The organism is Pyrolobus fumarii 1A, from assembly GCF_000223395.1.
Taxonomy (GTDB): domain Archaea; phylum Thermoproteota; class Thermoprotei_A; order Sulfolobales; family Pyrodictiaceae; genus Pyrolobus; species Pyrolobus fumarii.
On record NC_015931.1, the window covers coordinates 775,523 to 798,631 of the forward strand.

A 23,109-nucleotide genomic window follows, 5' to 3' on the forward strand; every position below is an offset into this window, starting at 1 on the left:
GCATTGAAACACCCCTATCCTATACGAGCACCGTATCGGCGGCCCACGGTGCACAGTATGCGTAGGAGAACAGGGCGACAAACACGTGGTAGGAGAGAAGAGCTTAGCTTCACACGGGATGATATTGAAGCGCTACTCGAGGCTATAGTAAAAGCCGAGTTGTTCAAGCCAATGCAGGTAGCCAAGAGAGAGGTATTCAGGAAGTGGGGGATACTCGGGACACGCAAGGATCACATATTCACAGCTATTGTCTACAAGCTGTATGCACTGAGAGGGACTATTGATAGGATTGCTTCGAAACTGACTGGCATCCCTCTCGAGGAGTTTGACGAGGACGCCGAGATGGATCCTTGGCTTCGTGCGGCGCTACGGCTTGCCGTTTACCTACGCCTCTTTGACGCTGTTAAGGATCCCAGATTGCTACGCGCCTTTGAGGAGCATGCACCACAGCTACTCCGTGAACGCATTAGTAGTGAAGCCGAGAGAGTGTTGAGGGAACTATGGAGCAAGCTTGAGGGTTTCGAGTGGCGCCCAGAGTCTCCTGACGAGGAGCTTGAGTACAAGTATAGGGTCTCTGCTTGGCTGATTAGCCGTATTCGTAGGATATTGGGTAACGAGACGGAGGAATTCCTTAAAGCAATCAATGAGCAGCCTTGGCTAGGCTTTCGCGTCAACACTCTCAAGGCTAGCGTTGAAGATGTCCTCGAGGAGTTAAGGAAGCTTGGTTTGAAAGTACGCGTCTCACCCTATGTTCCAACCGTCATCAAGTACAAAGGCACCGTAAACTACGACCAATTACATCTGCTGAAGGAGGGCAAGATTATACCACAAGATGACTCCTCGGCGCTAGCCGCCATAATCCTTGATCCTAAGCCGGGCGAAAGGATCATAGATTTGACTGCCGCGCCAGGCGGCAAGACTATACACCTGGCAGAGCTAAGCAGAGTACAAGCAGAGATTGTGGCCCTTGACGTATTCCATGATAGAATGTTGCGTCTGGTTGAGATGGCCAAGCGCACCGGAACCGCGGCTGCAATACACCCGGTGCTTATGGATGCAAGGATGGCACCCAACGCTTTCGGCGAGGAGGTTTTCGACAAGGCGCTCGTAGATCCTAGCTGCAGCTCTACCGGCGTTCTTGGCAAACACCCAGATGCCCGCTGGAGACTTAACGAGAAAAGGCTCTGCCAACTCGTCTCTCAACAAGAAGAGATTCTCGAAGCGGCTATTAGACTAGTTAAGCCTGGAGGACGCATACTCTATACCGTCTGCAGCATACTCCCGGAGGAGGGCGAAGAGATAATCAAGAAGGTACTCAACAAGTATAGTAACTGTCTACGCCTCGTACCTCTCCAGGGGCCGTTTGACCCATCGCCCCTCCTACCAGGCACCATGAGAGCGTGGCCGCACAGGCACGGGACTAGCGGCTTCTTCTATGCACTCTTGGAGAAGACGAGAAGCTTGAAAGAATGTAAGGATTAGATTCTAAGCACTCTGGCAGCGTTGCGCTGCACAGCCTCCATGATAGCCTCCTCGCTCTCTCTACGTAGCTCGGCGATTACCCTGATAGTATCGGGTATCAACAGTGGTGTTAGGTTTAGCCCGCGATACTGGTAGGGACCATCACTCTCCACGAGGATCATTTCAAGAGGCACCATCTTTACTATTTCTTGATGCTTCTTTTGTATTTTAACAGCCGGGTTCACCGATATGACATACCCGCTTTCACGGAGTTTTTCGAGAAGGTGGTGTGGGCCCGTGTACCAGTGAAAGTTTGCCCGCTTCAACCCACGCTGCGTTACGATATTGTATACCTCTTCCCATGTGCCCGCGGTATGTAGGTTCATGAATGCGTCGACATCAGCAGCATAGTCCAGGAATATGCTGAATACCTCGCGTTGCTTATCAATTGTTTGTGGTACAAACCTCGTGTCTAACCCAACCTCGCCAATACAATCTACGCCCTCCCTTGCTGCGAGCCGGACTATCTCCCTAGCCTGCTCTAGGGGAGCCTCAACCTCTCCAACGCTCCAAGGGTGGAGGCCCAGACACGGCTTGATACGGTCAGGATATTCGCGATACAAGTTAAGTGTACGTCTTGCACTCTCTAGGTCATCGCTCACCGCCACTATCAATACATCGAGGCTTTCTAGTATTGAACGTATATCCTCGTCTTTAAACTCGTGGAGGTGACAATGAGCATCAATATAACGGGCTTTCAAGCCTCCACCCCACGGGCTGTGAGGACCGTCTCGAACACAGAGCCTTTAAGGGCTATGAAGGGGTGGCGGCTGACCGAGCCCCAAGGCTCAGACCGTAAAAGATTCATCACATTTTCAGCATAGGCGGCCTTAGCATCACAGCCACGAGGACAACGCCATTATACCGCCTTATAACGCATTACACATCCAGCCAAAAACACCAGCATATAGAAGCCTGGTAAAGAAGAGGTGAAGCTAGCTTAGTTCTCTTACTCGAGGTTTCACGTTAGGGTTTGCTCACAATATCTGTGTAGCTTGCAACTCCTTGCTCACTTCCTCAACATCTTTGTATGTATCTATGCTCCTCCAGAACACATCATGATAGCGTAAAGCGATCAGCTTCCTCTGCTGCGCCAATACTGGGAACGTAGTTTTCTCAATATCGCCACGCTCAGGCAGATAGTCGAATATCGCTGGCCTCATGACATAGACTCCAGCATTTATCCAGTACTCACGCAGTATCGGCTTCTCAACAAACTCTTGTATCCGCTCGCCCTCATCTATTCTCAGTATACCATATGGACTTCGTAAAGGCACCGCCGCTATAGCACCAACTGCATCCTCGTGCTCACTCAGCTTCTTGACTAGTTTCAGAGGATCCAGATTCGTTATAATATCGCCATTGAGCACGAGGAAGTATTCTTCGCCACGCAGCAGGTGCTCAGCGTTCTTCAGTGCACCGCCCGTCCCAAGAGGCTCCTCTTCAATAACATAGGCTATCTTCACGCCGAACCTTGAACCGTTACCAAGGTACTCTATGAGCCTTGAATAGAGGTAACCAGCCAAAACTATGATCTCAGTTATACCATGGTTTTTCAACCACTCGATTTGCCATACTATGATCGGTTTGCCTGCGACCTCCACGAGAGGCTTTGGGCGATCACTCGTAAGAGGACGTAGCCTTTTTCCATAACCACCTGCTAGTATGGCCGCTTTCATGACGCTACAACCCACACCATTCTACTCTACAATACGAACCTCTGTTTAAACACTAGTACAATCAACGCCAAAATAGCCGTGTGAATGTTAAGATTCAACTATCAAGAGTACATAGCGGGATTCTCGACATGCACCATTCGCATCATAGTTACGGTGCTAGAGCATAGAAGCTTATCTACGCTCAACCCACAGATGATTAGAGATTGGAACGCCAAAACGATGAGCTACTACTATTGTATACACGACCACCCTTCCAAATACAACTTGACCCCGCATGTTTGGGAGAGACAGGCTAGCCGGGCTTCTTACCCTTTAGCACGTCATCCGGCACTATACCTCGGTACGCCTCGTAGTATATCGGGTCGCGCATTAGGCGCAGTAACGGCCTCTTGTAGAGGCCTAGTGGCCCGTGCCACTCGTCTAGAGGCACGCCATACTTCTTCTGGATAGCGTCGCGGTAGATGTCGCTTAGCACGTTGTACGTACAGAATGGTATGAGTCTACCATCGGGGACCACATAGTGTATGTTGCAACGCGTTACACGCGCAACGTCATAGTTGTAGAGGTCCATGAAGTGCATCATACCCAGGAATAGCATCTTGTAGTGAAGCTCGCCTAGCGCCTCGTAATTCCTCTTTACGAATACTTTGAGCAGCATCTTTGTTATGTTAAGGTCTTTTGGTATCTTCTCGGTATCAACGAATTTTCTTAGGTCAACTGCTATCTTGGCCAGCGTCACGTACTTTCTTATCCTCGAGTCACGCACCTGACTCAACTCTACCGTCTTCTCCTCGAGATACTCCACGAAGCCTTCAACATCGAAGAAGTCCGTGATTGGTATGAACTTTTTCGGCACACCGTGCTCTCCCCGCTCTACAAAGACGTATGTCGCTGCGCCACACATGGGATGGTTAGCCATTAGGAACTGGGGCTCGCCCGTCATCGCCTCCACGAACTCGGCAAACTTGGCCGCCACTGGGACCGGGTACCACGCGTCACTGTGTATCTGGCCGTCAGTCTGCTCTTCAATTAGGTGTATAGCATCTGGTATGGTCACGCGATACTTCATACGCTCCTCACGAGGCATCATGCCAGTTAGGCTCACCGGCTGGAAGTTAACACCGCGGACAACGTCGATATGCTTCCCAGCGAACTTAATTATCGCGCCCAGCTCATGCGTATTGACACCTTTTATGACCGTGGGGACTAACACCGTGCTAGTGACACCCGCTTTTCTGAAAACCTCGAAGATGAAAGGCACTTCCCAGTGATTCTTCCAGTTGGTTTTTGGCGTCACACCGTCGAAGCTGAGGTATACTGTGTTTAGCCCGGCTTCTCTCAGAGCCCTAGCATACTCTACAGCCTTGACTGGGTCCTCAACGTAAAGCTCAGCAAAACGGATGCCATTGGTGTTCAACTGTATATGTCGGACACCCTCCTCCTTCAACAGCTTGATTATCTCGACTAGGTCTTCGCGGAGTGTTGGCTCGCCACCGGTGATCTGTACCGCTAGTGTCACACCCTGCGCCTTTGCACGTCGTATCATGTATCGTATCTGTTCAAGACTAGGCTCATAGACATAGCCAAACTTCTCGGCATAGAAGAAGCAGTACCAACATTTCAAGTTGCACCGGTTCGTGACAACAAGGTTGATGAGCGCACTGTGGTTGCGATGCATCGGGCATAAGCCACAATTGAAGGGGCACGGCGAGCTTAACTGTACATAGGGTAGTCGAACACCTCTACCCTCATCCTCGTACCTAATAAAGCGCTTGTACATCCTAATGTCTCCAAAGTACAACTCCTCCATCTCACCGTGCTCCGGGCACACTTTTCTAATCCATACCCTCCCCTCACGCTCAAACACCACTGCCGGCAGGAGACGATAGCATTGCGGACATAGACTTGCCGTGTAGGCTAGGAGATGCTCACCTTCGCGCAACTCAGGCTTGGGTCCACCGATTTTAGCTGCATGACCCTCAATGTACACCGTTTTTGTCTTAGCGTCAAACTTGGACGGCGACGGCAACACCCGCCATTCGCCATGCCCCTCTACATCCTTCTTGGCGTCAAGCTTGATAGCCAACCCTCAACACTCCCTCGCTACAAATTACAATCTAGGATTTAAACGGGTTGAGGCGATACCCACGCGCCGCGTACCAAGCTACACCTAGGCATACAGAGTAGAGCATGGACGACAATGTTAAACTATGAGGCTATACCCTCGTTGCTACACATGTCTTCATAAGACTAGGGTAGGGTGCATTCAAAGCCTATGTAATACGCCGAGGATGATGCACGATGCTCGTGCCCGGTACGATAGTGATGATTGACCTCGACAAGTTTGGGGAGATTGTCGAGGAGAGGGGGTGGAGCGAATACCGTCCTAACCCGGCCACGGGATTACTAACAATGCTTGTCGAGAGGCTCGTATCCAAGTGGCAGGGTGTTGTTCTCTACGGTCTTGATCCCGACCGAGGTACGGAGGAAGTCGTTATAGAGATACCATATGTAGAGCCCGAGGAGCTGCTTGACGATCTCAAGGCTATTCGGGAGGAGTTGAGGAAGGTGGGCGTCACCGCCACGATAGTAGCTGTGCGAGGCTATGTGGGGCTAAAGCCAACCGGTGATAGAAGAGAGGCTTACGAAGGCACACCGTATCGCCGCCTTGCAGCCAAGTTGCTACGTAAGGCTAAACGGCGAGGAGGCGATACGATCGTAATAGCCTAGCATTTTACTACACGTGGTCCTGCGCCAGCACGAGCAATCACACTATATTCAAGCGCGTATAACAAGTCGCTAAGCCTGTTAATCAGCTTCAACATGATCCTTATGTTCTCGTCGCTTCCTCTCCCGGCTACACTCACACACCTCCAGATACTCCTTTCTGCCCTTCTCACTATGCTACGCGCGAGTGCTATACTAGCAGCCAACAAGTCACCAGAGTGTAGCGTGAAGCCCCTGGGAGGCTCTGGGAGAAGTTCATCTATCTTCCTTTCAACCTCCCTTACATCCCGCTCATCTACACACTTCTTCATTCGCCGCGGGTTTTGCGCCCCCAGCTCCCAGAGTTGAAACCCTACACGGAAGAGCATCTCCTGCACCCAGTCTAGCAGTTCAGCCTCCTTCTCGTGCCCCTCTCTCCTCGCTATTGCGGCGGCTAGGCCCAGAGCAGATTCAGCTTCATCAAGGTCTCCTACAGCCTCCACGCACTCATGCGTCTTGGGCACACGGCCAGCTAGAGGCGCCCACGTGTAACCCTCATCACCTGTACGCGTGTATATCCTCGGCATCACGCTACGCCAGGAGTGTGCCGCGTGCAGAGGGTTAGAGGTTGCGCGCTAGGCTGGCAAGTCTCCTTGCCGCGTAAGCCGCTAGGCCGGGTGCAGGCCGCAGGGCGATACCAACGCCCATTCTCGTTATCCAAGCTGCAAGGCACCCCGCACTACAGGAGTCGAGAAGCTCTGTAAGCATCTTGCCTCGTCTTCCTCCACATAACCGCGCGTTTGCCAGACCTAGTCGCGCCAATACGCGTCTAACTGGACGCGTCGCTTTGCGTATAATAACACACTCCTCGCCTATTATACCCCCATGCGGCTCAGCCTCCAACACGAGTATATCATGCTCCCCGCGCACATACACAATTGGCAAGTATAGTAGCGCATGACGCGGCGTGAGCACCAGCAGCGCACGTACCTCTCGCAAACCCCGGACGCGATACTTGGCATGGAAACCTACGTATAGACCAAGTAGTTTATACTCCTTATCAACGGGGTTAAGCGCTTCCTCGAGTTCTAGAGACACATCGCGAATCAACGCTATCATGTAACGCCTGACCGGGAAGAACCACGCAACACTCGCCCCGCTAAGCACCAGCAGAAGCGCAAGACCCGCTTCAATCAAAGCGCCGCAGCCGTAAACCTATACGAGACGCCCCCATATCAATGACTGGGCCCCGCTGAAGAACGATGGGCGGCTCTAGCCCCGCGGGGGCTGCGCCCCCCGCGGCGGGATGCAGACCCATTGTAGCACCGAGGGGCCCTATTCACTTCTCAACCGGCTCGTAGTGTATGGTTAGGATTACACGCCTCTGCCTTAGCACCTCTTCAACCTCGTCTACAACTCGATGCGCCTCTCTCAAACTATCCGAATCAACCCTCACAATCGCATCGCCAATGTACTCGCCAGGCAACACCGGCCTAAGCCTCACACTCACAACATGCAAGCCACGTTTCTCCAATTCACGTTCAATGGCTTCTATCAGCTCAGGAGGCACCCTCTCTGTTATCAGCTCTGTCACCTCCATTACATGCTCGTAGAGCTCATAGAGGAGGTATGCCAGGAGCCCCCACGCAATGATAAGGTCTATCAACGGGTTGATTAGGCTGCCGCCTAGCGCTGCAATAACAGTCGCAACCCCCTCGTATATCTCGCTAAACGTGAATGCCGCGTAAGCCTTACCCGCGAGCCCCATCCTCCTAGCTAGTAGTATTGCCGCCGCGTATGCCACGATACCAGCAGTAGCATAGTATGCGGCTGCGAGTGGGATAGTGTGAGCGGGCGGCTCTAGAAGTAGCTCGGCAGCCGCATACCCGGATATAAATCCGTATATCACCGTCACCCATAACACGCCTGCTGCCTCGAAACGCTTGTGACCGTAAGGGTGGTCACGGTCGGCTGGCATTGAGGCTATCCTCGTTGCTTGGTAAACCGCGCCCATCGCAACGAGGTTGGCTATACACGTGAGTAGATCTACGAATGCTGCCTTGCTACCTTCAAGTGCCGCCAGCCCCTTAAGGACGGTGCCAATCAACACTAGCACGAATACTATCAGCACGCGCCATCACCTCAACGTTGCCGTGAATCTCTCGGGCATCGCATCACGTCCCACTTTATTTTTCTCCCAGATGGGTGTCTGGATAGTGGTGAGGTTTTCTGACCGCCAGCAATCCGGGCGAGGTACTACTCCTTACACCCGAGGACGTGGCTAGGCTCTTCGATCTTCACGCGATAGTCAGTGCCGTTGAAGAGGCGTTCCGCGAGAAGGGGTTAGGCCGTGTCCAGATGCCGCCGAAACAGTACCTTTTCTTCGAGGGGGGTGGCGACTGGAGGATAATGCCTGCCTACATACCTTCGATGAGACTAGCTGGCGTCAAGACTGTTGGTGTTAACCCCCAGAACCCTAAGCGGGGCCTAGCTACGGTCATAGCCCTCATAGAGCTCGTTGATCCCGACACTGGTCATCCTCTTGCAGTGATGGATGGCACCTTGATAACGGCTTGGAGGACGGGTGCTGCGGGTGCAATAGCCGCCAAGTACATGGCTAGAAGCGGCTCTACAGTCATGGGCGTTATTGGGGCTGGCGTGCAGGGCCGTATGCAGGTATACTTCACAGTGGAAACGGTAAGGACGATAACCAGAGTCAAGATATTCGATGTTAGACGCGAGGCCGCAAAGTCCCTGGCGGTGTTTGTCGAAAAGGAGCTTGGCATTGACGCGAGCATTGTAGATGAGCCTCTCGCGGCCGTGAAAGGCGTGGATATACTTGCCACATGTACGCCAGCCAGGAGCCCTATAGTGAGGGGCGACTGGATCGAAGAGGGCCTTCATATCAACGCTATTGGCGCTGATGCGCCTGGGAAGGAGGAGCTAGACCCAGCCATACTCCAGAAGGCAAGAATAGTTGTAGACGACTTTGTACAAGCATCGCACAGCGGCGAGATTAACGTACCCCTCGAAGAGGGTTACATCAGCGAGCGCGACATTTACGCCGAGTTGGGCGAGGTAGTAGCAGGGCTTAAACCCGGACGTGTAGACGACCGCGAAATAACCATCTTTGACTCGACAGGTCTCGCCATACAAGATGTGGCCGCCGCTCGTGTGGTATACGAGGCTGCATTGAGGACTGGCCTAGGCACACGCATGAAGCTAGTTATGGCTTAGCACGCGCCTCAAAGGAGCTATGGGGTGCACGCATAGCCTCTCTCTACAGAGAAGTATTGGTCCAGTCCTAGCATGCGAAGCTGCTGATCGCTTGTAAATGGCCTCCACCTTGCTATCTCCTCTGCAACCTTACTACCAAAAGCCTCGCGTATGAGTTTCAACGGCGTCTTGTTTGGCTCGAGGGGGAGCGGCAACCCTCTCACGCTCCTAGCGCCATACGCGTATACGACCACGTCTACGACTCCCCTATCGCCTATCTTGCATGGCAACTCCGCGACTAGCGGGTAGCTCCCAGTTTGCCTCGCAAACGTAACTCCTAGCGAAGGCTCATAATACTCTATGTATAGCCTCCGTAGGATTGTACCGCGCGGAACAACCCTCTGCAGGAACAATCTCGAGTACTGCATCACTCGCCTCTTGAAGCTCTGCACCAGCCTACGATGCTCGCGTACCCAGCGATCACCATAACCCCACATTCTCGTACCGGGGAGTATCAACACCTGCCGCACGTTTATCCTACGAACCAACAGACCCTCGCGGTACACCCTCTCTATGAACTCCAGGTTGAGACGATATGTTTCCTTCGTCTCACCTTTCAACCCCAACACGAAGTTAATGCCGGGTAACAGCTCGGGGAGACCATTCCACCCCCTCTTCGCACCAAGCTCGTTAACAACACGTATCGCCTCAAGCGCCTCATCAGGGTAGACACCGAGGTTGTTAGCCTCTATCACACGCGGATCGGCACTCTCAATGCCCATCGCTGCCACATCACCAGGCGTGTGATACTCTATTATCACTTTGAGCGCCTCACGAGCCTCACGCTTATGGTGCACGATTGTACCTGGGTTCACATTGTCTATGTGTAGCGTCTCGAGCTCCGGCGCTACACTCCTAATGCCGTGTAGCAGGCGTCTTAGAGCCTCCGGGTTCGGCCTGGGCCACTCTCTGTCGCCTATCTCGGGACTACCATAGATCAGTATGTCTGGCTGCCTACCTAGCCTGAAAGCACGAACACCATACCGGTACAGGGCCTCTACCTCTCTCACGATAGCCTCTGGGCTTCTCTGTACAGGCCTCCCATACGCGGGTTCAATGCAGAAGCTACACCCGCCCACAACATTACGTGGGCATCCACGGAATGTCTCAATCTCGGCTATCAGGTTGTAACCATGGTTCGGGTGCTGCTCTACTATCTTAGCCCCTAGCACAGCGAACTTGTCAACAAGGCTATAGTCCCGGCGAACCTCGTAGGGGCTGGCGGCACTCTCACCCTCCGACAGGAGCCTATACACGTAGAGCTCCGGGTCACCCTTCACAATAGCATCGAACGACTCTGAAACCTCCTTTGGGAGAGCTGCTACCCGTCCACCCTCGCCACTACTAATTCCGAACCTTGCAGCCGGCCCAACAAGCACCTTGAAAGGCTTCTCTATGAGCCTAAACCACGTCTTCAGCTCCTCGAGTCTAATCGGCTCTCCACCAAGATACTTGCCTGGCACAACAACGCCAGCTATTACGACGAGAAGATCGTACTCGTTCGCCCTAGCTATGAACTTGTGTATATCCTTCCTAGCCTCATCTACGGTCACATAATCCACTCGAATACTCTTGTCTACGCTCCACACAGCACCAGCAATGTACCTGGGATAGACGTCAATATACGGCGGGACGCCTAGGCCTGCAGGCTCATCCGTATACCCGTCTAGTATCAAGACTTTAGAGATGCGCACGATACACCCTCATATGCTAAATCAACATACAAACCAGGATGAGCTTTTACCCGCAAGCGGCTCGGATGCCAGCCCGTGAGAATAAGCATTGACGACGCATCTCGGGTTGACATTGTGATTAAGGGAGAATTGGGGGTTGTGTGGCGGCGGGGCCCGCGTTGGTAGCGGGGGGTGGATTTGAACCACCGATCTCGGGGTTATGAGCCCCGCGGGCTACCAGGCTACCCTACCCCGCTCCCCTACCCCGCCACCCACCGTTACAAGACAAACAAACAGCAAAGGTTTAATAAGAGTTGTGGCACCGTGAGACCCTCTACACCAGGCTCGGTGCTGGTGTCCCTCTTCACCGGCTCGTTTGCCTCCGCAATACCAGCCCTCCTCACCGCCAGTGTAAAACATGAGGTGCTCTAGACAGTTATATCTTGCCTTGTTCCTGGAGCTTTGCGAGCTCATATTCTATCTGGTCGTCTAGCTCGGTTCGCTGCTTCCATCCGTCGGGGCATCCTTCCCCTACGCGTATCGGCTTGTCAAGCCTCGAGAGTAGGACTACTCTACTCTCTACCTGCTGGCTTAGCACCTTGTACCCGGTTAGCTTTGCAAGCTTCTCTGCAAACACTCGGACCTCGACATGCTTTGGCATTGCGTCCTTGGGTAGACGGTAGCGCGAGGCTCCTAGCCACATGTACGCTTTTACCTCGACATAGGTCGGCTGGGCTAGCTCGATGAGTTTCGCGAAGCCACGCAACGCCTCGTCATGCATGTTGAACCCTTTGACAAGCGTTATTCTTATGGTTGTTGGGCTAGAGAAGCTCGGTAGCAGCTCAAGAGTCTTGAGTACCAACTCCCATGTCCTCGGGACTAGCGGCCTGTTGAATTCTTGGTAGCTCTTCTTGTCCCATGCCTCGATACTAACGTATAATTGCGTCGGCTCCTCCTCGAGGTTAGCTAGAACATCAGGCCTTACACCGCGTGTCACAAGGAATGTCGTCATGCCTCTCTTGTGTATCTCGCGTATCAACTCGCCAAGTCTCGGGTATAACGCCGGTTCACCGGTCAAGCTTATAGCTACGTGTTTCGGGTTCATGGCTTCCTCGAGCATCTTTGGATCAACCTTTGGATGCGCCCGGTACCCTGCTAGGCTCATACGATGAGCTTCTATGATACCCTCTGCTATCATCTCAGGGTCGTCTACAAATGGCATGTTAACCTCGTCCCACTGGGCGCCAACATCCTGCGGCCTTAGCCTCCAGCAGTGCAGACACGCATTCCAGCACCAGAGTGCCGTGGGGCTCATCTGGATGCAACGGTGACTCGCAATACCGTAGAACTTGCACTTGTAGCAGAAGCGTCCTTGCGTTAACGCCGCGTGCACCCAGTGACACTTCTTGACAGCCGTGTGCCTACCAACGAATATGTAGCCTTGCTTTTGCAGCGTACGGTACACTGTGCGGTAGGGCTCTGGTATCTCCTCTAACTTCAACCTCCAGCGTTTCACACTGGTCTTCTGCACTACTCCACCCGAGCATTAGACTAGCCGAACACGGGTTTATCACGGGGACTCTTGGCTTGACGGCCGTAGGCCTAGCCTTGTTATCAGCTCGTATACGCGCCGTGGTTTGGTGGTGTATAGTCGTATCCTCACGCCGCTCTTTCTATCTCTAAGTTCAACGAAACGCCTGTTTTCATCTATGTGCAGCTCGTAGCGTTCAGTGTCCAGAGGGAATGGTATAATTGTGTCGCGAAGACCGCTCTTCAATACAAGTCCTCTTTCTCGCACCTCGAAGCCCCGTGCTATCATCAACATTGTTGGCCTCCCATAGACGCGCATAGCCGTAAGCCTCGCTATCATCGAAGCGGCAAACGTACTCTCGAATACCAACAGCCATGTTACGAACCTAGCCATGTGCTCCTCTAGGCCGAACTGCTTAGTAACGATGTCGTGGTATACTCCGGGGAGCAACCAGAATAGCAGTATGATTACCGGTATCGATAGTAGAGACGGTAGGGTAGTCGTCTTTACTATGCGGCTATACTCCTCTACAAGACTCTCATCGCTAGCTATTATCTCCTCTAGCTTATCCTCCCGGTAGATTATTCTTGAGCGTAGGACCTCCTCCCTCTCGCTGCGACTAGCCCTGCTTTGCACGAGCATCTGAACGACAATCATCAACGCGATGTAGCCGAAGATGGCGAATATGTAGAGGTGCGGAAAGAATGCGAGTATAAAGGCCAGCATGAGTATAAACACTTGTCCCAATAGTACCTGCTTCACCGGCTGCAATACCATGGCTTGGTCTCCGCACACGCCCAGTTCACAGGGGAATCTTTTCTGTATAGATGTTGGTCTCGCGCTCCTCGGAGACGAGTTAGAGCCTAACCGTAATGTTAGGCTGTGCATCGAGGAGGGTAGGATAGTAAGCATCGAGAAAGGTAGGGGAACCCCGCTCGTAGCTATACCGGCGTTTGTGAATGCTCACCTTCACGTACTGGACTATGGGTTTGCCGGTCTGGCGGGCGTTGCAAAAGACATGGACTCGCTGCTAAGATGGCCTGATGGCCTAAAAGCGCGTGCTATACAAGCTGCACCGTGCCGCAGTTTCTGGGGATTATCTAGACTCGCAAAGAGACTATCAAGGATGGGATATGGTGTTGTAGCCGTGTTTGTTGAGGGGCCTGGCGGCGCATGTAGGCTTGTACGAGAAGTGTTTGCCGAGCACGGAGTGTTAGCACTCACTTATGGCCGGGCATACGAGCTTGACATGCTTGTAGGGTGCGACGGGCTAGGTGCACCTGTATTGACTACACGTAAGTGGGTAAGGGTTGCCCTCGAGGCCCGGAGTCGTGGTTTTCGCGTAGCAGCTCACATCTCGGAGACCCCGGAGCAAGCTCTCCTGGAGGACTACAATACCGCATTGACTGTTGGGCTTGAACACGCCGTACATCTACTCTACGCGCCTCCCCAGGCGCACCATGCGCTAGCAGAGGCTGGTATACTCCCGGTTTACTCGCCCGCCTCCAACGTTATACACTGGGGGGTCGAGCCTCAACCATATGCGCCCTTCTTCGCGCTTGGTGGTGATAATGCTGGGTGGGTTGCACAGAACCCGTGGGAGCTTGCAAGGTGGGCTATGCTTGCTTTGAGAAAGAAGGGCCTCAGCATCAGAGAGGCTTCTAAAACTGCATTGAAAGCTCTTACTGTATGGCCTCTGTCCAGGTTGCTTGGCGTCAAAGGGATTAACGAGGGAGAATACGCGTTCATCACTCTACTCTATGCGCCCGAGATTGTAAAAGCTATTGATGCGTATACGGCGCTACTGTCAATCGGCGATATTGATACCGTTGTGGCTGTGTTAACCCATCTTGAATCCAAGAGCAAAGCCCAGCAGGAATGAGCCCGCGAAAGGCAGCGACGCGACAGCATGGCTAGCTATGCTACTGGCTGCACTCCTTGTCACGTTCATAGCTTGCTCCACAAGCGCAACAAACTTGTCATAATTTACTTGGATTATACCGTAGTATTCTAGCGCGAGGAGTACTATCGTGAGCAACCCTAGAAGCACGAGTGCTAGTTTAACCAGCTTCTTCAGTGCATAGCCGACTGCAAAGCCCAGGACGAAGCCTGCACCAGCGTTAAAAGCTATGAATGTCCAGATGTCGCCTCCCGTAGCCTCTGCCAACGCAATCACCTAGTCTAGTGTGACCCCTCCGACCCTTTACCACTAGTGCTATCTCCAGCCTCACCACGTCGAATGCTAAACATAGAGTACAAGTTGCGTCCACTGCTCTTCAACAGCTCTCGTCTTGATAGCAGCCAGACACCTACAAGCAGTACTATCACCGCGGCATAACCCATCAGGTCGTATATACTACGATGACGCACTTCGCTACCGATAATCTCCCTCACCACGGCGAGAATTGCAGCCTCCAAAGCAGCTACCGTGTGAAGCTCCCTCTGCACGATACCAACTACTATCGTACGTAGAACATCAAGGCCTATTATCAGTATCAATGTGGTATCCAGTATGGCTAGAAGCTGATCCTTGATGTACTTCGCGAATATGGCTGGCACGGTGCCTTCTTTCGCCGCGACATTCAAGGTCATATTGTCAACGGGTTTTACTGCTAATTTGCCCTCTGGTATGACGCCCTTGGCCTCCATCATCGAGGTTGCAAACGCTATAGTCTGCCCAAGTACGAGCACTACACCCACTAGAACCGCCGTAGCTAGCGCCGCAAACACAGCCATCTCCAGAAGCTCCATTATAGTCTCAAACGCAGCTCCAATCTTCTCAAGTCTAGCTTCACCCGGCAACTATCATCCCTCTCTCGCTACGAGGATACAGGATGCCTAAGCTATGAGGTTTTAGCGTTCGCCAAGACTAGCCTATAGTACCCCGTGCATACCGAGTAACGCCCCTCCTGCTGGACCGAATCTACCCACACCACATTAACGTGCCACACGGCACTCCCAGATAGCGAGAGATTCTGGAGCCGCCCAAGGGAGACGCTTCACTAAGACACAGCTTCTTATCATAAGCCTTTATCGGAGACCAGTCTTGCACTATCTCTTGGCGGTGAGGAATACGCCAGCGACTGACTCGTGAAGAAAGACCTGGACTCCGAGCCGCCTCTTGACGCCTCCGGGTGAGAGGCTGATGATAGTCACTGTGGGTGGCTTCTCACCATCCGATAGCGGCAAAACTAGGCTAACCGCCAGGCTAATTCATGCACTACACGAGATTGGTTTGGAGCCTACAGTTGTAAAGCCTATAGGAAGCCACAACATGTGGCAGCAACACTTCAGCTTACACTATTCACTCGAGCACCGCATACTGGTAGGTGGCGATGCCATCCGTCTAGCTAAGGCTGCCGGCGCCAAGCCCGAGGATATACAACCAGTCGACTTGCTACTAGCGCCTCCGGATATAACCAGGTATTTGACAAGAATACGCGATTATCTTGCAACTCTCGAGTCGCTGTTATCACAGGTCGTGGTGCTACGAGTTTCACGATGCGAAGGCAACGGAGTGGAACACCTACACGCTGTGGTCCCCGAGCACATTGAGGCGCTACCACCGACACTACGCACAATTATAGATGAGCTTGCTGAGCGCCTCGATCCGCCTCCTATCACATTACCATCCTCGCGGCTATATGAACTTATGAATAGTGGCGATTTGCTCATAGCGGCCGACTTGTGTACCGCAAAACTCGTCTCTGGCTCGCGCCTCGCCTTGATAGAGTCTTTCAACGATGTCCTAATACCCACGCCGACATCGACAAAATCCAGACTATTTATCGTCGTGGGCCCCGGCCGTGCTATAGTATACCGTGGCGATGATGTAGTGAAGGCTGCTAGCATAGTCTCTGGTCTTAAGCCCGGCTCGTTGAGAGCATCTGAGGTGCTTCACCTTGTTAAACCACTTCAAGTTCTGGATGTCGAGTTCGCATACGCTGACGACCAGGTAGGCAATGATGTTAGGAGGCTTACGGAACTGCTAGTTAAGATGCTAGAGAGTGACGATCTCTACAAGGGTTAGTGAAGCTAGCTCCTCGATCCCTATCTCGTCGAGTATCATCCTTGTCAATACGTAATCTGCTCTTGTAACGCGTCGCGGCGGCAGGAATCGACACGAAGGTGTCTTCTCAAGGAGATGCGCCATTATGTTACTGGCTTCGTGCTTATCGGCTGCTAGGAGTGGGGTATAGATTGGCAGCTTTGAGTACGAGTGAACCACTACCATGTTAGGCAGTGTTTGCGACGCCACTTGTCCCAGCGACTCACCCGTTATGATGCCATTAACGCCACCGAGCTTCTCTGCTACGATACTAGCTTCCATCATCATTAGCGCCTTGCACGCTATACAAGTATACTCGACGAGACGAGATTTACGCAATCGTCTTACAGCGAGTCTTAAGAGGTCCCCATGGTTTGTTATACAGAGTTTGACTTGTTTACCGCGAGGCTTTACACGCTTTAGATTCTCGATTGCTGCGTGGAGAGTTACACGACTAATATAGGCGTGTAAAGGCACAACTTCTATGTTGTCGTCCTCGAGGAGAGTTTTGAGTAGGTATGTTGAGTCTAAGCCGCCGGAGTAGAGGAGTAGGTAGCGACCTGGAGGCAACGGGTAGAGTAACTTGCCGTGCGTCAAGACCCCGCCTGGATACTCGCTCCTGGACACGCTGTTACCCTCCTTTACACTCCCACTCTTCCGCATAAAGAAGGACGAGGTTATCAAGGTGTATGGGTGGCGTACAGGTGCAATCCTGTGGGCTGAGGATAGGCGAGTGTGTTGCGAGGGATGCCTCCTAAACGAGTTGATAGCGTGGAGTGGCTTGTGGATGACGGGGTCTCCAAGGGATTTTGGTCTAGGGGAGGGACCCGTGATAGGTTTATCCGTGAGCCCTTGGGATGACAAGCTCATCTTTTCCTCAATCTTCCTTTCACAGAACACCTCCTATGCGAGAGTATTAGCATGGATGGAAAAGCTAGCACCCTTCATCATTGAGGAGAAGATAGAGCGTGTAGAGCAATTGGCTGCAGAACTAGGTAGCTACCAGGTTAGATTGTTGCCATTAGCGCTACGCCGCTATATAGAGGCCCGGCTTGCAGTCTATGCTAGCAACATCTGGGCTGCTAGACGCATACTTCTGACCATACCCCATGTGGGTGTGAAGATAGCACATGCACACCTACTCTTCACCATGTACTCGGGGTTCCCGTTCCCCGTGGACCGTCATCTTAGACGTATGGTAGGGGGTAACCCCGTACTTCCAGACAAGAGACTATGCAAGTCCTATCCGTGTCCTCGCTGCCCACATAGAGATAGTTGCACAGTCTGGAGACTTTACAAGATGTACGGCTTGCGAGCCGGCTTATACCAGACTCTCGTATGGCTACAGTCGCAAACGCCGAGCGCGAAACGGCGTCTGCTAGAGCGTATCCTGCTCACTTAACCCTCTATCTCTCTCGAGACTTTCCACGCACCCTCACTAGCGTCAAAGTAGATTAGTCCAGCCTCCTTGAGCCTCTGGAAGAGCTTGAACATGGGCTCATCTAGTAATGCGCGTATCTCATCCTCTCTGACGGTGGGGAGGCCTTGTATGCGCTCTTTGAACCTCTCCCAAAACTCCCTATCTACGGCGACACGCTCATTAGGAAGTTCTATGACGATAGCACCCTCGCGACGAAGTTTCTCGAAGAAAGCATCACGGTCTCTAAGCCTCATTAGCTCCGACTCGAATAACACGCCTTGCTCCTTTAACCATTCTATCGCAGTCCTACGGCGACGCCTATGCCTAATCTCCTCGCCCTCGCCATGCACACCATGGTAGCTCGCGTGGCGCCTGGCCACCTCGACCCTACCGCCTACACCACCGTGTGCAGCGATATGCTGAGCCGCCTCGCCGTGACTACGGATGTGTTCGCGTTGCTTGGCAGCCTCCTCCTTGAGCTTCTTTACCTCTTCCTCCAGAGCCTCTAGGCGCTCATTAAGCTCTGCAACTTGTTGTGCCAGCCTATCGACCTTGGCGGTCCAAGGGTTAATCATATCATGTATCTTGCGTTCAAGACGTGAAAGTAGCCTCTCAACGTCTATGCTTGAAACCCCCTCCTCCTGGAGAATGCTACGCACAATGCTTCCAATTCTTTCATACAGCGGCTGAGGAAGGTCGCCAGACTCTAGCCTCGAGAGCCTCTCCTCAATAGCCTCTAGACTAACACCGGCACGCCCCAACTCACGCAGTATAAGGTTCTTAACGTAGTCTGATACCAGGCTGTAACCCTCTTTACGCGCCTTCTCCTCCAGCTCACGATACACGTCATCTGGCAGCTTTACGACTATCATTCGCACGCACTACAACCTCCTTTAAAAAGAGGAGCGAGGCTAGCCTAAAAGAGGCTGTGATGAGGGCTGTACTCGCCGAGCTAGTGACGACTCCATTAAGTGCTGAGCCCTCAACCAAGGAAGCCTCTAATCTTGCCCATATCCTCGATTTGCTTAGCGGCGCTCCTGCCCGCCGCTATGTTGCCCCTAGCCTCTAGCATCAACTTCTTGTACTCTGGCGGCGCCGGCTCCGGTTCGACGCCGAACACGTCGCGTACAATCCTAACATCTTCTTCGACGAGCTTTACGATCTCACTCGGCATGTAGGAGCGCGCTATATCTGGGAACCACCATCTAAGCTCGAACTCCACATCAGTGGGTAGCGATGGTAGCAGCTTCAGCACTAGCTCGTAGACCTCCTCGCCTAGCCTCTTGCGTATGGCTTCGAGCCCCCTACCCAGCCCCACGAGCGCAGGTGGTATGCCCAGCGTGTACATCGAGGCTGTGAACCTTATCGCTCTTGGTAGTGGCAGGGTGCTCTTAGCGTTGACCAGCAGGCTCGGGTCAGACGCGAACGCCAATGACGGGCTTATGTCGCGCCCGTACTGCTCTGTCGGCACCCTCTCCCTCCTCTTGGGCACATGACGCGAGACTGTGTACACTATATCGGCGACTTGTATGAGGAAGCGTAGGTACTCCCTTGTCGCTATACGTGCTGCCTCAGCAAGCACTCTCTCCTCCTCCTTACTCAGCACCTTGGCGTCAGCAGCTGCATTCTCGCGGAGTATGCGTAGTGTATGGATGTAATCCTCTCTAGGTGTATCGTACCTTAGCGCTGTCTGTATGGTCACAGTGTAGTAGCCACGATACTGCATGACGAATTTGTCTACAGCGTGTGGCGCTAGATGGCCGCGGAATGGGGGCTTGCCCACACCGATTATCGGGTATACTCGTACGCCCTCCTGCTGACCCCACCTGTATATCTTGGAGAGAGCGACAACGAGGCTTATGCTTGAAGCTAGGTGGCCGTAGCCTAGCGCCGCGTCGCTCTTCCCGAGGAACACACGGTAAGAGTCGTATAACATGCCTAGCTGCTTAGCCACGTTAGCGTGGAACCCCTCCAGGAGCTTATCGGCATGGAGATGGCGTATCACCTCCTCTATCAGCGGGATTATTTTCGGAGGCTCTGCGCCATGAAGCCCTAGTTCTTCCTCTGCGAGCCTCTGCAGCTTCACAACGCGACGCTGGAGTACCAGAAGTTCTTGCGGCGACTCGCTCATAGGATGCACTATGTAGCGTATGGCTTGGTTACCGGTCTTGTCAATACTATACTTATTTGCAGTCATCACACCCATTAGTACAAAGAATTGGCGCTCCGCCTCCTCCAGCTTCTCGGCAGGCACACGCGGAGTTATGATGAAATCCTCGCCTGGCTCAAGACCGGCTTTAATCAGCTCTTCGACGACCCACTTCATTTGCTGATATGGTGTGAGCTTACCCTCGTAATCTATCATCTTCTCGTCACAGCCAAAGCCCCCCTCACTAAGCGGTAGGAGGTCTAGCAGCGCCTCACCCACTTCCTCCTGCGAATTGAACCCTTTGTTGGCTGAGTCAGGGTGCTGAGTAGCCATCGCGAGAGGTATACCTATTAATTTCAATAGAGGCTCTTCGGCTGCCACAGTATACACCCGGAGGCCTATGAGCAACCAGCTGAGCCCAATCCATATACTCAGCGGCCTCGGGAGAGGCGGGCTCCAGTCATCCCGAAAACATAAAGTCTTCTAGGCCTGCATGGAACCTCATCGGCCGCCAAGAGCAGGAAATACACTCCAAAGCTTATAAACCGTTGGAGTGTAATGGGTCGAATGGTGCCGCCGTAGCTCAGCGGGCAGAGCGCCGGCCTCGTAACGGCCCTGGCCTCGCTCCGAGGTCGCGAGAGAGCCGGTGGTCCCGGGTTCAAGTCCCGGCGGCGGCTCCACTCTCCTGGTGCATAGTTTGGCTGTTAGATGCGGTCGCTTGATAGACTCCAACGCCTATCCCCCCTGCTTGCGAGGCCTTGATTGCATCCTGATCTACAGTAGGTGCCTGGAACAACTAAACCCGCGTATACTACTCGATGCCAAGTTCGTTGGATGTGCCGCGTTCGCGACATGCCCCGAAGAACACCACATCAACATGCTTGGATTCAAGCTAGCAGGCATGATATCGAGAGCACTACCACGGAGAGTCGCCGTTTTGACTGTTGACGGCTCCATGCACTGTATCCAGCTACACTATATGCTGGAGGAGGTTGAGAAGATATCTGGACACCGCTTCGAAAGACGACACTATGTCGCGGTGGATGGCATCGTGCATGAGATATCTCCTCGCGTAGTACGCCTCTCTAGATTCCTCTCTAAGCTCGAGAAGCTAGCCGAACAACAAGAGTAGCTGCCGGAGCGTTACTACGGTATTACTAGTTCTGGAGGATGCTACGCGAACCAACATTATAGCATATCGCGTGGACGGCTGGGTGTTAGTAGTTGAAAACGAATCGTGGGATGATCACAACGCGTCTTGTTGAATATACGAGACCTTGTTGGCTATATGCGGCTGCAGCCGCAAAGATGAGCGCCTCTAGACGCAGCTTTACCGAGGCTCTCTCGATGAACACGTACGAGGCTGAAGTGTGGCTACACTCAATTATTCTACATGGTTTTACGAGCGTCCTGGAGCACTGCAAGTATACCTTTGAGGTTGTCTGCAGCAGGATATGCAGTCATCAACTCGTGCGCCATCGTATCGCGAGCTATACACAGCAGTCGATGAGGTGGAGTGAGGGCTTCCTTCGCGACATGGCGCTTGAGGCTTGCAAGGTAGTTGGCATGTCGTGCCCAGAGAAGCCGAGGACGAGAGAGGATTACCGCCTCTACTCTAGGGCGTTGAGCGAGTTCTCAGAGCTAATTAATAATGGCGACGTAGAATTACGTGAGGCGCTTAACGTGGTAAGTAAGGGGTATGTGATACCACCGTGGCTGGAGGGTGCCGCGCTCCGCGAGATGCTATCTGCTCTTGCCATCTCAACATCCACATACTATCGCCTATTGTCGAGTGGCGTGCCTAGAGAGGATGCCCGCTTTGTTATACCAAATGCTGTTAAAACACGCCTAGTTGTGACGATGAATGCCCGTGAGCTTCTAGAGGTGTTTCTGCCGCTACGTCTCTGTACACGCGCCCAGTGGGAGATACGTCTGGTGGCATGGTCTATGCTTGAGGAGCTTCGGCGAGTAGAGCCCCTGCTATGGAGATGGGCCGGCCCCAGGTGTCTACGCGTCGCGCAGCTCGCTGGGGCAGAGTGCACACTTGACAAGCTGCTAGAAGGCAACTGCAAGCTACCCGTGGACAAGTGCCCGGAGGGCGTCCCGCGCGCCGCGATACCAGATTGTGTCAAGAGAGCCAGGAGTATTGCAAGACTCTAGTGCGTCGGGCGCCCGGCTACTTCATCATACATCAGTGTCTAACGGCTTCCTCATCCGCCTATTTGCCTGCTATGCTAGCAGCGCCAACCCACGCATAGAGCAGCAGCTCTAGCATCCTCATAGCTTGCTCCATGGTTTCAGCTTTGTATGCAATGGTGCGCCCGTCTACCCTGCGGGCTCCCGGAAGCAACTCAGACACATCGGCGTACAGCGGGCTCGTTAGCCGGATAGTAACTTCTACTGGTGTCTTTGGTTTCAATGGCTTCAATTCACCCTTCTCAAGCTTCTCGTTCATGGCTTGCAATGCTTTGACCAACGCTTCCTCGAGATCCTGTAGCGAGGGAGACACGGCAGCAAGGAAGCCTAGACTCCTCTTGAGCACTACTCTTTCTGCCCAGGGCGTGTATCTCTCCACTTCTTCCATTAGCTCGGCCGAGCCAGCCACAAGACCAACCGGGATACCATTCTCGCCTAGGTACAACGCGTTCAACAGGTACTCGGACGCTGGCATACCGTTCACTACTACCTCCTCCACGTACCTCCCGGCATAGGTATGAGCCAGAACGGAGCGCTCACCAGCACGCGCATGGTACCCGAGAAAGATGGCAACGTCAACACTCTCAACCAGAGGGACCATGGCGGGCGAGGCCCTAGGGAACCCGGTCACAAGCACAACTCCACGCGGGAATTCTAAAGGCTCTATGTTTATCATAAGACCGTGACTATCGGCCACTATCACCTTCTCATACCCGGCTTCGATGAGCTTCTGGGAGACGAGCTTCGCTAGTTTCGTTGCTATCCGCCTTGCCTCGCCCCATAGCCTTCCATCGGGTCCTAGCTGGTGCCTTGACGAGACGATGTAGGGTAGCCCCTCAAAGTCTAAAGAGATGAGAGCGCTTGGCAACGCTATGGGCCCTCGAGTAGCGTAAACCCTCCCAAGCACTAT

At 53.1% G+C, this 23,109-nt stretch carries 23 protein-coding genes and 2 tRNA genes; 9 read left to right on the forward strand and 16 right to left on the reverse strand.

Going from position 1 to position 23,109, the window contains the following annotated elements:
• Window positions 1-57 precede the first annotated feature (57 nt).
• Window positions 58-1,482: an RsmB/NOP family class I SAM-dependent RNA methyltransferase gene (locus PYRFU_RS04110; RefSeq protein ID WP_048191558.1), complete on the forward strand. Its 1,425-nt coding sequence runs from the start codon at window positions 58-60 to the stop codon at window positions 1,480-1,482.
• On the opposite strand, the gene PYRFU_RS04115 is transcribed toward PYRFU_RS04110, so the two are convergent.
• The 3 genes from PYRFU_RS04115 to tes form a co-directional block, all read right to left on the reverse strand.
• Window positions 1,479-2,222, reverse strand: a complete 744-nt coding sequence (locus PYRFU_RS04115; protein WP_014026377.1) for a TatD family hydrolase — start codon at window positions 2,220-2,222, stop codon at window positions 1,479-1,481. The two genes, PYRFU_RS04110 and PYRFU_RS04115, sit on opposite strands and share 4 nt — an antisense overlap.
• 276 nt (window positions 2,223-2,498) lie before the next feature.
• Window positions 2,499-3,200, reverse strand: a complete 702-nt coding sequence (locus PYRFU_RS04120) for a nucleotidyltransferase family protein (RefSeq protein ID WP_048191560.1) — start codon at window positions 3,198-3,200, stop codon at window positions 2,499-2,501.
• 292 nt (window positions 3,201-3,492) lie between these two features.
• Window positions 3,493-5,286 carry a tetraether lipid synthase Tes gene (tes, locus tag PYRFU_RS04125; protein ID WP_014026379.1) on the reverse strand — a complete coding sequence of 598 codons (1,794 nt, stop codon included), beginning with the start codon at window positions 5,284-5,286 and terminating at the stop codon, window positions 3,493-3,495.
• Between the two features lie 215 nt (window positions 5,287-5,501).
• Between tes and PYRFU_RS04130 the strand changes: the two genes are divergently transcribed.
• Window positions 5,502-5,930 carry a hypothetical protein gene (locus PYRFU_RS04130; RefSeq protein ID WP_014026380.1) on the forward strand — a complete coding sequence of 143 codons (429 nt, stop codon included), beginning with the start codon at window positions 5,502-5,504 and terminating at the stop codon, window positions 5,928-5,930.
• Here the strand turns inward: PYRFU_RS04130 and PYRFU_RS04135 are convergent.
• The 3 genes from PYRFU_RS04135 to PYRFU_RS04145 form a co-directional block, all read right to left on the reverse strand.
• Window positions 5,927-6,493, reverse strand: coding sequence for an ATP:cob(I)alamin adenosyltransferase (locus tag PYRFU_RS04135; protein WP_014026381.1), 567 nt, complete (start codon window positions 6,491-6,493; stop codon window positions 5,927-5,929). The genes PYRFU_RS04130 and PYRFU_RS04135 overlap by 4 nt on opposite strands.
• Before the next feature lie 34 nt (window positions 6,494-6,527).
• Window positions 6,528-7,103 carry a hypothetical protein gene (locus PYRFU_RS09910; protein WP_014026382.1) on the reverse strand — a complete coding sequence of 192 codons (576 nt, stop codon included), beginning with the start codon at window positions 7,101-7,103 and terminating at the stop codon, window positions 6,528-6,530.
• Between the two features lie 142 nt (window positions 7,104-7,245).
• On the reverse strand, window positions 7,246-8,037 hold the full coding sequence (locus tag PYRFU_RS04145) for a cation diffusion facilitator family transporter (RefSeq protein WP_014026383.1): 792 nt from the start codon (window positions 8,035-8,037) through the stop codon (window positions 7,246-7,248).
• 98 nt (window positions 8,038-8,135) lie between these two features.
• Here PYRFU_RS04145 and ala point away from each other — a divergent pair, with 98 nt between their 5' ends.
• Entirely contained in the window at window positions 8,136-9,143 is a 1,008-nt protein-coding gene (gene ala / locus PYRFU_RS04150; RefSeq protein WP_048191565.1) for an alanine dehydrogenase, read from the forward strand.
• A 17-nt stretch (window positions 9,144-9,160) separates the two neighbouring features.
• Here ala and PYRFU_RS04155 read toward each other — a convergent pair whose 3' ends face one another.
• The 4 genes from PYRFU_RS04155 to PYRFU_RS04170 all read right to left on the reverse strand — a co-directional run bounded on the left by PYRFU_RS04155 (window position 9,161) and on the right by PYRFU_RS04170 (window position 13,148).
• On the reverse strand, window positions 9,161-10,876 hold the full coding sequence (locus tag PYRFU_RS04155; RefSeq protein WP_014026385.1) for a radical SAM protein: 1,716 nt from the start codon (window positions 10,874-10,876) through the stop codon (window positions 9,161-9,163).
• Window positions 10,877-11,035: 159 nt separating this feature from the next.
• Window positions 11,036-11,112 (reverse strand) — tRNA-Met (locus PYRFU_RS04160).
• Between the two features lie 179 nt (window positions 11,113-11,291).
• On the reverse strand, window positions 11,292-12,386 hold the full coding sequence (twy1, locus tag PYRFU_RS04165; RefSeq protein ID WP_014026386.1) for a 4-demethylwyosine synthase TYW1: 1,095 nt from the start codon (window positions 12,384-12,386) through the stop codon (window positions 11,292-11,294).
• Window positions 12,387-12,425: 39 nt separating this feature from the next.
• Window positions 12,426-13,148 carry a DUF2208 domain-containing protein gene (locus PYRFU_RS04170; protein WP_048191567.1) on the reverse strand — a complete coding sequence of 241 codons (723 nt, stop codon included), beginning with the start codon at window positions 13,146-13,148 and terminating at the stop codon, window positions 12,426-12,428.
• 13 nt (window positions 13,149-13,161) lie between these two features.
• Between PYRFU_RS04170 and PYRFU_RS04175 the strand changes: the two genes are divergently transcribed.
• Window positions 13,162-14,268 carry an amidohydrolase family protein gene (locus PYRFU_RS04175; protein WP_014026388.1) on the forward strand — a complete coding sequence of 369 codons (1,107 nt, stop codon included), beginning with the start codon at window positions 13,162-13,164 and terminating at the stop codon, window positions 14,266-14,268.
• On the opposite strand, the gene PYRFU_RS04180 is transcribed toward PYRFU_RS04175, so the two are convergent.
• Both PYRFU_RS04180 and PYRFU_RS04185 read right to left on the reverse strand, forming a co-directional pair.
• On the reverse strand, window positions 14,227-14,553 hold the full coding sequence (locus tag PYRFU_RS04180) for an FUN14 domain-containing protein (RefSeq protein WP_014026389.1): 327 nt from the start codon (window positions 14,551-14,553) through the stop codon (window positions 14,227-14,229). The genes PYRFU_RS04175 and PYRFU_RS04180 overlap by 42 nt on opposite strands.
• Window positions 14,554-14,567: 14 nt before the next feature.
• Window positions 14,568-15,188 (reverse strand): phosphate-starvation-inducible PsiE family protein, encoded by a 621-nt coding sequence (locus PYRFU_RS04185; protein ID WP_014026390.1) that lies wholly within the window; start codon window positions 15,186-15,188, stop codon window positions 14,568-14,570.
• A 343-nt stretch (window positions 15,189-15,531) separates the two neighbouring features.
• Between PYRFU_RS04185 and PYRFU_RS04190 the strand changes: the two genes are divergently transcribed.
• Window positions 15,532-16,416 carry a hypothetical protein gene (locus PYRFU_RS04190; RefSeq protein WP_048191573.1) on the forward strand — a complete coding sequence of 295 codons (885 nt, stop codon included), beginning with the start codon at window positions 15,532-15,534 and terminating at the stop codon, window positions 16,414-16,416.
• Here PYRFU_RS04190 and PYRFU_RS04195 read toward each other — a convergent pair.
• A complete protein-coding gene (locus PYRFU_RS04195; protein ID WP_014026392.1) occupies window positions 16,387-17,061 on the reverse strand; it encodes an adenine nucleotide alpha hydrolase family protein in 675 nt (224 codons plus the stop codon). The two genes, PYRFU_RS04190 and PYRFU_RS04195, sit on opposite strands and share 30 nt — an antisense overlap.
• On the opposite strand from PYRFU_RS04195, the gene PYRFU_RS10430 reads away from it, so the two are divergent.
• Complete coding sequence (locus PYRFU_RS10430; RefSeq protein ID WP_052296932.1) at window positions 17,018-17,836, forward strand: HhH-GDP family DNA glycosylase; 819 nt, start codon at window positions 17,018-17,020, stop codon at window positions 17,834-17,836. The two genes, PYRFU_RS04195 and PYRFU_RS10430, sit on opposite strands and share 44 nt — an antisense overlap.
• On the opposite strand, the gene PYRFU_RS09920 is transcribed toward PYRFU_RS10430, so the two are convergent.
• A complete protein-coding gene (locus tag PYRFU_RS09920) occupies window positions 17,833-18,732 on the reverse strand; it encodes a hypothetical protein (protein ID WP_014026394.1) in 900 nt (299 codons plus the stop codon). The two genes, PYRFU_RS10430 and PYRFU_RS09920, sit on opposite strands and share 4 nt — an antisense overlap.
• A 104-nt stretch (window positions 18,733-18,836) precedes the next feature.
• On the reverse strand, window positions 18,837-20,411 hold the full coding sequence (ppcA, locus tag PYRFU_RS04210; RefSeq protein ID WP_167827833.1) for a phosphoenolpyruvate carboxylase: 1,575 nt from the start codon (window positions 20,409-20,411) through the stop codon (window positions 18,837-18,839).
• 164 nt (window positions 20,412-20,575) lie between these two features.
• Here ppcA and PYRFU_RS04215 point away from each other — a divergent pair.
• From PYRFU_RS04215 to PYRFU_RS04225, 3 genes are all read left to right on the forward strand, one after another.
• Window positions 20,576-20,683 (forward strand) — tRNA-Thr (locus PYRFU_RS04215).
• Between the two features lie 17 nt (window positions 20,684-20,700).
• Window positions 20,701-21,135: a hypothetical protein gene (locus PYRFU_RS04220; RefSeq protein ID WP_048191578.1), complete on the forward strand. Its 435-nt coding sequence runs from the start codon at window positions 20,701-20,703 to the stop codon at window positions 21,133-21,135.
• A 92-nt stretch (window positions 21,136-21,227) separates the two neighbouring features.
• Entirely contained in the window at window positions 21,228-22,163 is a 936-nt protein-coding gene (locus tag PYRFU_RS04225) for an FAD-dependent thymidylate synthase (RefSeq protein ID WP_167827834.1), read from the forward strand.
• 58 nt (window positions 22,164-22,221) lie between these two features.
• On the opposite strand, the gene PYRFU_RS04230 is transcribed toward PYRFU_RS04225, so the two are convergent.
• Window positions 22,222-23,106: a M55 family metallopeptidase gene (locus PYRFU_RS04230; protein WP_052296934.1), complete on the reverse strand. Its 885-nt coding sequence runs from the start codon at window positions 23,104-23,106 to the stop codon at window positions 22,222-22,224.
• Window positions 23,107-23,109: the final 3 nt, after the last annotated feature.